This is a genomic window from Microcoleus sp. MON1_C1 (assembly GCF_036701945.1).
Taxonomy (GTDB): domain Bacteria; phylum Cyanobacteriota; class Cyanobacteriia; order Cyanobacteriales; family Microcoleaceae; genus Microcoleus.
Genome location: NZ_JAUBRO010000003.1, coordinates 84607 through 93180, shown reverse-complemented (window position 1 = coordinate 93180; position 8574 = coordinate 84607). Strand labels below are relative to the sequence as shown.

At 46.7% G+C, this 8574-nt stretch carries 6 protein-coding genes and 2 pseudogenes; 6 read left to right on the top strand and 2 right to left on the bottom strand.

Annotated features, from left to right (window positions below):
• Nucleotides 1–320 (top strand): annotated as a pseudogene (locus QUA62_RS02620) (calcium-binding protein); the annotation flags it as partial.
• Nucleotides 321–387: 67 nt separating this feature from the next.
• Here QUA62_RS02620 and QUA62_RS02615 read toward each other — a convergent pair.
• Nucleotides 388–753, bottom strand: coding sequence for a hypothetical protein (locus QUA62_RS02615; RefSeq protein WP_190663272.1), 366 nt, complete (start codon nucleotides 751–753; stop codon nucleotides 388–390).
• A gap of 401 nt (nucleotides 754–1154) precedes the next feature.
• Here QUA62_RS02615 and QUA62_RS02610 point away from each other — a divergent pair, with 401 nt between their 5' ends.
• Both QUA62_RS02610 and QUA62_RS02605 read left to right on the top strand, forming a co-directional pair.
• Nucleotides 1155–1997, top strand: coding sequence for a photosystem II manganese-stabilizing polypeptide (locus tag QUA62_RS02610; RefSeq protein WP_333402245.1), 843 nt, complete (start codon nucleotides 1155–1157; stop codon nucleotides 1995–1997).
• Between the two features lie 462 nt (nucleotides 1998–2459).
• Nucleotides 2460–3233 (top strand): RNA polymerase sigma factor SigF, encoded by a 774-nt coding sequence (locus QUA62_RS02605; protein WP_333402244.1) that lies wholly within the window; start codon nucleotides 2460–2462, stop codon nucleotides 3231–3233.
• Nucleotides 3234–3341: 108 nt separating this feature from the next.
• On the opposite strand, the gene QUA62_RS02600 is transcribed toward QUA62_RS02605, so the two are convergent.
• The gene (locus tag QUA62_RS02600) at nucleotides 3342–4508 is read right to left on the bottom strand and encodes a pyridoxal phosphate-dependent aminotransferase (protein ID WP_333402243.1); all 1167 of its coding nucleotides are present in this window, start codon (nucleotides 4506–4508) and stop codon (nucleotides 3342–3344) included.
• Between the two features lie 237 nt (nucleotides 4509–4745).
• Here QUA62_RS02600 and QUA62_RS02595 point away from each other — a divergent pair, with 237 nt between their 5' ends.
• The 3 genes and pseudogenes from QUA62_RS02595 to QUA62_RS29315 form a co-directional block, all read left to right on the top strand.
• Nucleotides 4746–5258, top strand: coding sequence for an adenine phosphoribosyltransferase (locus tag QUA62_RS02595; protein WP_333402242.1), 513 nt, complete (start codon nucleotides 4746–4748; stop codon nucleotides 5256–5258).
• 227 nt (nucleotides 5259–5485) lie between these two features.
• A complete protein-coding gene (locus QUA62_RS02590; protein ID WP_333402241.1) occupies nucleotides 5486–6526 on the top strand; it encodes an ABC transporter permease in 1041 nt (346 codons plus the stop codon).
• A gap of 82 nt (nucleotides 6527–6608) precedes the next feature.
• Nucleotides 6609–8393, top strand: a pseudogene (locus tag QUA62_RS29315) (leucine-rich repeat domain-containing protein); the annotation flags it as partial.
• Nucleotides 8394–8574: the final 181 nt, after the last annotated feature.

Sequence of the window (8574 nt, the reverse complement as noted above, 5' to 3'; positions counted from 1 at the left end):
CAACTCCGCCTCCTACTCCAACTCCGCCTCCTACTCCAACTCCGCCTCCTACTCCAACTCCGCCTCCTACTCCAACTCCGCCTCCTACTCCAACTTCGCCTCCTACTCCAACTTCGCCTCCTACTCCAACTTCGCCTCCGACGCCGACTCCGAGGATTCCGATTCCGCCGACAGTTAGTGTGCCTGATTCGCCTCTGCTATCAATTAGTTCGATCGCCCCGAGGGCGACTCCCGGACTATTGCCAATGCCCGGCCAGACGCCGATATTCCCGACGGTGCCGAACCCGATACCCTTAGCTCCTACACCTTACGGGTTATAGGCGCGATCGCGCAGCTCAGTGATGAGTGATGAGTTAATGTAAAACTCACTAAACTCATCACTCAAAACTATTTAACGTCCTGGGGAGTTTCGGCCGAGTCTTCTGGCGGCTCGGCTGGAGAATCTTCTAGAGGAGATAATAATTGTTGGGTGTACCCCAAGAGCGATCGAAGTTTCATGCGGTGGATGTAAGGCCAGCCGCCATTGGCTTCAATATTCCTGAGCAGTTTGTAAAGTGCTTGGCGGTTGTCGGGAAAAGACGCTTGAAACAAACCGTCCCGAATTTCCCGGTGCGAAGCTTCCAGCCTCCGCAGCAGGGCCAAAAGCAGCAGACTGTCTCCCTGACAACTTTCGGCTAAAGTCCGAATCGCCTCTGTCACTGATTGCATTTGAGACTGCAACTTTTCTGACTCTAAATCTTTGCCGTTGTCCATACCGCTGCTTCCTTTGAAATCTACAAGGCCTTTGTCCCCAGCCTTTTGGTCAACCGACTAATCGAGCTAGTCGCGATCGTCATTCGGGGCCATAAGCAAAGTAACTTAAGTAGGTTGACTTAAGCAATATTAATTTGCAGTCCAAGTCAGGAAAAGAGCACCACCCGTCGTACCATGTGTATTGGGCTGCGATCCGAACATGATTGAGAAATCATAAGTTCATGCTTATTTTCACGGCGCACTAGCTTGATTTTTTGAGTCAATGCCGGTGTCTGTGAAGCGAGCGATCTGGATCTAAATGCTGCCCTAAGCGCTGGCCTAGCCTGCCGGCGGGCAATTATATTTTGCTCGAAGTAGGGCTTTTTCTTAATATAATCCGATGTTGGATATTGAGGTTGGCAATGAAATATCGTGCTTTAATTGTTGCACTTTTAGCATTTTGCATGAGTGCGCTGGTTGCTTGTTCTTCTGCTTCTGACACGACGGTGGCGACTACCGAGTTGCTCACCTACGACGAGATTAGAGGTACTGGCTTGGCTAATAACTGCCCTAGCTTGGCAGAAACTTCTCGGGGCTCGATCCCCATCGAAGCGGGTGGCACCTATAAACTGAGTGGTTTGTGTTTGCAGCCCACAACTTATTTTGTCAAGGAAGAACCAGCAAACAAACGCCAAGAAGCGGAATTTGTGCCTGGTAAATTGCTGACGCGGTTCACCTCGAGCATTGACCAAGTTCAAGGTACGCTCAAGGTGGGTAATGACGGGACTCTGACTTTCACAGAAGAGGACGGCTTGGACTTTCAAGCAATTACGATTCAATTACCGGGCGGAGAGCAAGTACCTTTCTTGTTCACTATTAAAGAACTGGTAGCCAGTTCCGAGCCGGGAGTGGTTGCTATCAATACTTCCACCGATTTGAGAGGGGAGTTTAACGTTCCTTCTTACCGCAGCGCAGGCTTTTTAGACCCTAAAGGTCGCGGGGTAGCGACTGGCTATGACAATGCTGTAGCGCTTCCGGCTTCTGACAATTCCAAACGTGTGCGGGCTAATGTTAAGGTAGCTGACACCAGCACCAAAGCTGGCAAAATTTCTCTCCAAGTTGCTAAAGTCAACAGCGCCACTGGCGAAATCGGCGGAATTTTTGAGAGCACGCAGCCTTCTGATACTGATTTGGGAGCTAGACCGGCTCTGGACGTGAAAATTCGGGGTTTGTTTTACGCTCGCATTGAGCCTTCTGTCTCGTAAAATTGGCTTTCTGGATCGATCGAACTTGAGTAGTTTTTTATCCTAAAGGTACTGCTCGCTCTTCATTAGCCAACAGTCTTGAGCAACATAACTTAGGACTGTTGACTAATGACTAAATTTATGATTGAATTGTGGTGATTGGCAAGTTATGAAGTTTGGATTTTTTATTAATTAAAGTATTGTAGTCAAAGCGCTTTCAGCTTATAATATATTTTTAAAAAAACCTGGTTAAATAGGGGATTCGGTTGAAGGCCTTCTACCTGGTAAAAGTCTGCCTTATGCCGAAAACCTTCTGATAATCCCGCTAAATCCGTTCACGTTCCGAAAGTTAAACGGGTGTGTCAGGTATCACACCTATTAAGTGCTAGGATTACACTAGCTAAAAGTGAATTGTTTTAGACTAGATAAGAAGCTAGATCTAAAGCAACCTCAGTCCTCTGCTCTACCAACCCTTATGTCACCATGTCTACCACAGTGCCGAACGAGCTAAAAAGCGAAAATTTGCAATTGTTGCGCGAGTACCAACTTTCTGGATCGAATGAAATCCGCAATCAGTTAGTTAAACTGAATATTGGACTGGTCAGAAAAGAAGTTTACCACTGGATCAACCAGTGCGGTGAAAGCTACGACGATTTGCTGCAAGTCGGATGTATGGGGTTGATCAGGGCGATCGAGCGGTTTGATATCGCCAAGGGACACGCTTTTAGTTCCTTTGCAATTCCCTACATACGGGGCGAAATTCAACACTACTTGCGGGACAAAAGCCCTTCTGTGCGATTTCCCCGCCACTGGCAGTCCCTGGAACGCAAATCAGTAGCAGCGATCAAGGATTTGCAGGTGCAGTTAAACCGCAAACCTACGGATGCTGAAGTAGCAGCAGTCCTGGAGGTTTCTTTAGAAGAATGGCAAGAAATTAAGTTGGCCCATCTCAACCGATCGCCTCTGAGTTTGGACGCGCCGATGCAAGATGAGGATGAGGGGGCTACTTGTCTGGGAGAATTGGTGCCCGATACTAAGTATCGGAGTTTTCAGTTGGCGCAAGAGGATCAAATTCGCGTACAGCAAGCTTTGGCTATGTTGGAACAACGGACTCGCGAGATATTGGAGTTTGTTTTTCTCTACGATTTGACGCAGAAAGAAACGGCTGAACGCTTAGGTATCAGTGCGGTGACTGTTTCTCGGCGAGTTAAGAAGGGGCTGGATTTGCTCAAAGAGATTATGACTAAACAGCTTTAGTTATTAGTCATTAGTCTTTAGTCTGTAGTCAGCAGTCAGCAGTCAGCAGTCACCAGTAAGCTGCTACCGATAACAAATAACAAATAACCACTGACTACTAACTAATTTTTAGATGCTGCGGACAAATTTATCGAGCCTTTCTACGGCTTTTTTAATTGTGCCTAAATCGGTGGCGTAAGACAAGCGAATGTGGTCGTCTGCACCAAAAGCAATCCCCGGAATAACTGCTACTTGCTGCTGTTCTAAGAAAGCGTCGCAAAATTCCAAAGAATTCATTCCAGTCTTGCTGATGTTGACAAACATATAGAAAGCACCGTCTGGTTTGATGCAGCTAATTCCAGGGATAGCATCGAGTAATTCAAATATTACCTGACGCCTTTCGGCAAAAGCTTGACGCATTTTTTCGACAGATTCTTGGCTGCTTTCCAAAGCTGCGATCGCGCCGTACTGTGCAAAGGTACACACGTTTGAGGTACTGTGACCTTGAATGGTGCCGGTGGCCTTAATTAATTCGCTCGGCCCTGCCAAATAACCGATTCGCCAGCCTGTCATCGAGTAAGCTTTAGCAAAACCGCTGCTGATGAGAGTGCGATCGAAGATTTCTTTGCCTAGGGAACCGATGCTGACGTGTTGGGCGTCGTCATATATAATTTTTTCGTAAATCTCGTCAGCAACGACTAAAATATCTCGCTCGACTATCACCTCAGCCAAGGCTTTGATTTCCGCCGGAGTATACACCATTCCCGTCGGGTTAGAAGGCGAATTCAGTACAAATAACTTGGTTTTGGGAGTAATCGCTCGACTCAGTTGTTCCGGTGTAATTTTATATCCTGTAGAAGCATCAGTCTGTACAATTACTGGCTTGCCGCTAGCGAGTTTCACCATTTCAGGGTAGCTTAGCCAGTAGGGAGCCGGAATAATTACTTCCTCTCCAGGCTCGATCAGAGCCATCATCAGATTGTAGAGGGAATGTTTGCCGCCGTTGGTGACAATGATATTTTCCGGTTGATAGTTGAGATTGTTGTCATCGCGGAGTTTGCGGGCGATCGCAGCTTTTAACTGCAGTTCCCCAGCCACAGGGCCGTACTTAGTCTTCCCCTCGTCTAAAGCTTGTTTTGCCGCTGCTTTAACGTGTTCGGGGGTATCAAAGTCGGGTTCTCCCGTACTCAAACTACAGACATCAATCCCTTCGGCCTTCATGGCTTTAGCCTTAGCGGCGATCGCCAAGGTTATAGAAGGAGAAACCTCACCCACTCGTGCTGCCAACTTAATCATTGGATTTTAGATATTAGATTTTTGACTTTAGATCATAGGGTGACAAATGTTGATATTCAACCCTCTTGTTAGGGAATTATGACATTTGTTTACATAGTACGTAAAGGATTAAGCAATTAAAGAATAAAAATTAAAGAAGCTCTTAGTTTTAATTTTTATTTTTAAATTTTTAAATTTTGACGTTATTATTGTAGCATTTTTGATGCCTCGTTACCTTCAACGCCGATCTGCAACCTTATGGATCTCAAATCTCTGATTCGCGACATTCCTGATTTCCCAAAGCCGGGAATTCTGTTTCGAGACATTACAACTTTGCTGCGCGACCCGCAAGGGCTCCGCTACACCATTGACAGCTTAGCCGAAAAATGCTCTGCAATGTCTGTTGACTATGTGGTGGGCATGGAATCGCGGGGCTTTATCTTTGGCGCGCCTTTGGCTTATAAAATGGGAATAGGCTTTATTCCTGTCCGCAAGCCGGGGAAACTGCCCGGTGCGGTTCATTTTGCTGAGTACGAGTTGGAGTACGGTGTCGATCGACTGGAGATGCACCGAGATGCGATGGCATCGGGCAGCCGGGTGCTGATTGTAGACGATTTAATCGCCACTGGCGGAACAGCGGTGGCGACGGCTAAATTGTTGGAACAAGCTGGCTGCGAGCTTGTCGGTTTTGCTTTTATCATTGAATTGCAGGCTTTGGGTGGCAGGCAGAAATTGCCCGATGTGCCGATCGTCACGCTAGTTGAATATTAGTTAGTTAACTGTTGGCAGTTGACAGTTGACAGTTGACAGTTGACTGCTGAATAAAAACTACTGAGAAATAATATCCTTGAGCTTTGCATCGGAATTATTCATCTCTCTTTTCTGGAGACTCTGTGATCTCTGCGTCAAGAGCGGTTAAATCATTCCGATGCAACCGGAATTAATATCATTCACAATTCTTCAATTGTTCAATTCTAAAATCTAAAATCTAAAATCGTATGACTTCTCTTAAGTTAAATCGAAATTTGCGGATGTTGAATTCTCTGTTTGGCAGCGAGACATTTACTTATGTTGTCAAGCGACTGTTGCAGGCACTTTTAACCCTATTTTTGGCATCGATGCTTTGTTTTGCAATTATTGAGCTAGCACCGGGAAATTACTTGGATACTTTGAGCCAAAATCCCAAGATTTCGCCGGAGACACTCAAGCAACTCGAACAGCAGTTCGGCTTAGATAAACCAGCGATTGTGCAGTATTGGCTGTGGCTGCAACAAATTGTGACGCGGGGGAATTTTGGCACCAGTTTTGTGTATCAGCGATCCGTAGCTTCGCTGCTGTGGGAACGGGTACCGGCGACGTTATTAATGGCGATCGCATCTTTGATTGTAACTTGGGCGATCGCGATTCCCTTGGGAATTGTCGCGGCCGTCAATCAAAACCGCACAGTCGATCGAGTTCTGCAAGTAGTCAGCTACACGGGACAAGGATTTCCGAGTTTTATCACAGCGTTGCTGCTGCTATTTTTTGCTCAAAATACTTCGCCTCTTTTTCCCGTCGGAGGAATGACAAGTATTGACCACGCAGACTTACCTTGGTGGGGCCAAATCCTCGATTACGGCTGGCACTTAATTTTGCCAACAGTCGCCCTGAGTCTTACTGGTTTTGCGGGTTTGCAAAGATTGATGCGCGGACAATTTTTGGACGTGCTGCGTCAAGATTACATCCGAACAGCACGGGCTAAAGGTTTGCCGGACGATCGAGTAATTTACATTCATGCTTTGCGGAATGCTGTTAATCCGTTGATTACGCTGTTGGGTTTTGAGTTTGCTAGTTTGTTGAGCGGTGCGTTTATTGCCGAATATTTCTTTAATTGGCCGGGTTTGGGAAAGCTGACTCTGGATGCGGTGAACAATCAAGATTTGTATTTAGTAATGGCAAGTTTGATGATGGGTGCGACCATGTTGATTGTGGGGAATTTGTTGGCAGATTTGCTGCTCAAAGCTGTCGATCCTCGGATTAAGCTGGAAGATTTGAAATAGTAGACTTAATTCAGTAACAGAAGGTACGCAAGGGCGATTTGTAATAGTCAACAGTCAACAGTATTCCCATTACCCATGCCCTATGCCCCATACCCCATTACCCATCTCGGAGTGTTTTATGTCTGAACAACAACCAAACGAGTTAATGAGTTTTAGCAGCTTTGCGGACTGGTGCAGGCATATTGACAGTCTTTCAGAATCGGCAAGGCACACAGTTAAAGTGTTGTTAGAAAAGGCTGGCACTGATGACGCACAAGCAGCGGATCGGATACTTTCAAGCATGACAGAACTGGATCTGGGCGACAATCAAATTACCGATATCAGCTTCCTCGGCTCGCTCACCAATCTGACAACACTGAATCTCGGCGGCAATGAAATTAACGACATCAGCTCCCTCGGCTGGCTCACCAATCTGACCACACTGAATCTCTACAACAATCCAATTACCGATATCAGCTCGCTCGGCTCGCTCACCAATCTGACAACACTCGATCTCAGCTTCAATGAAATTACCGACTTCAGCTCCCTCGGCTGGCTCACCAATCTCACCACACTGAATCTCTACAACAATGAAATTACCGATATCAGCTTCCTCGGCTCGCTCACCAATCTGACAACACTCGATCTGGGCGACAATCAAATTACCGACTTCAGCTTTCTCGGCTCGCTCACCAATCTGACCACACTGAATCTCTACAACAATCAAATTACCGATATCAGCTTCCTCGGCTCGCTCACCAATCTGACAACACTCGATCTGGGCGACAATAAAATTACCGACATCAGCTTCCTCGGCTCGCTCACCAATCTGACCACACTGAATCTCGGCGGCAATCAAATTACCGATATCAGCTTCCTCGGCTCGCTCACCAATCTGACAACACTCGATCTGGGCAAAAATAGAATTACCGATATCAGCTTCCTCGGCTCGCTCACCAATCTGACCACACTGCATCTCGGCGGCAATCAAATTACCGACTTCAGCTTTCTCGGCTGGCTCACCAATCTGACAACACTGGATCTCAACAACTTTGGCTCGCTCACCAATCTGACCACACTGACTCTCAACAACAATCGAATTACCGATATCAGCTTCCTCGGCTCGCTCACCAATCTGACCACACTGCATCTCTACAACAATCAAATTACCGATATCAGCTTTCTTGGCTCGCTCACCAATCTGACCACACTGACTCTCGGCAAAAATAGAATTACCGACTTCAGCTTTCTCGGCTCGCTCACCAATCTCACAACACTGCATCTCGGCGAGAATCAAATTACCGACTTCAGCTTTCTCGGCTCGCTCACCAATCTGACCACACTGAATCTCTACAACAATCAAATTACCGATATCAGCTTCCTCGGCTCGCTCACCAATCTGACCACACTGCATCTCATCGACAATAAAATTACCGACATCAGCTCCCTCGGCTCGCTCACCAATCTGACCACACTGCATCTGGGCAGCAATGAAATTACCGACATCAGCTCCCTCGGCTCGCTCACCAATCTGACCACACTGAATCTCTACATCAATCAAATTACCGATATCAGCTTCCTCGGCTCGCTCACCAATCTGACCACACTGCATCTCGGCGACAATCAAATTACCGACTTCAGCTTTCTCGGCTGGCTCACCAATCTGACCACACTGACTCTCGCCAACAATCAAATTACCGATATCAGCTTCCTCGGCTCGCTCACCAATCTGACCACACTGAATCTCTACAACAATCAAATTACCGATATCAGCTCGCTCGGCTCGCTCACCAATCTCACAACACTCGATCTGGGCGACAATCAAATTACCGACTTCAGCGCTTTGCGATCGCTCACCAATTTGATAAGCCTGTATCTCAATAACAATCAAATTACCGCTATGTGCGTGTCAGGCGAACTCGCACAGAAACATCTTACTCTCTCGACTAGACCAATTGATGCTCAAAAAGCCACAGAAGCAGTCAAAGTTGCCTACGCCGCTATTGGTCTAGAACAACCCGAAGTTATTATTTGCAGCAGTCCCCGCGACGCTTTTCTCCAAATCTTCA

Coding starts and splice junctions, on each gene's coding strand:
- QUA62_RS02600 (WP_333402243.1), bottom strand. CDS start 4,508: ATGATTAAGTTGGCAGCACGAGTGGGTGAGGTTTCTCCTTCTATAACC.
- QUA62_RS02615 (WP_190663272.1), bottom strand. CDS start 753: ATGGACAACGGCAAAGATTTAGAGTCAGAAAAGTTGCAGTCTCAAATG.
- QUA62_RS02610 (WP_333402245.1), top strand. CDS start 1,155: ATGAAATATCGTGCTTTAATTGTTGCACTTTTAGCATTTTGCATGAGT.
- QUA62_RS02595 (WP_333402242.1), top strand. CDS start 4,746: ATGGATCTCAAATCTCTGATTCGCGACATTCCTGATTTCCCAAAGCCG.
- QUA62_RS02590 (WP_333402241.1), top strand. CDS start 5,486: ATGACTTCTCTTAAGTTAAATCGAAATTTGCGGATGTTGAATTCTCTG.
- QUA62_RS02605 (WP_333402244.1), top strand. CDS start 2,460: ATGTCTACCACAGTGCCGAACGAGCTAAAAAGCGAAAATTTGCAATTG.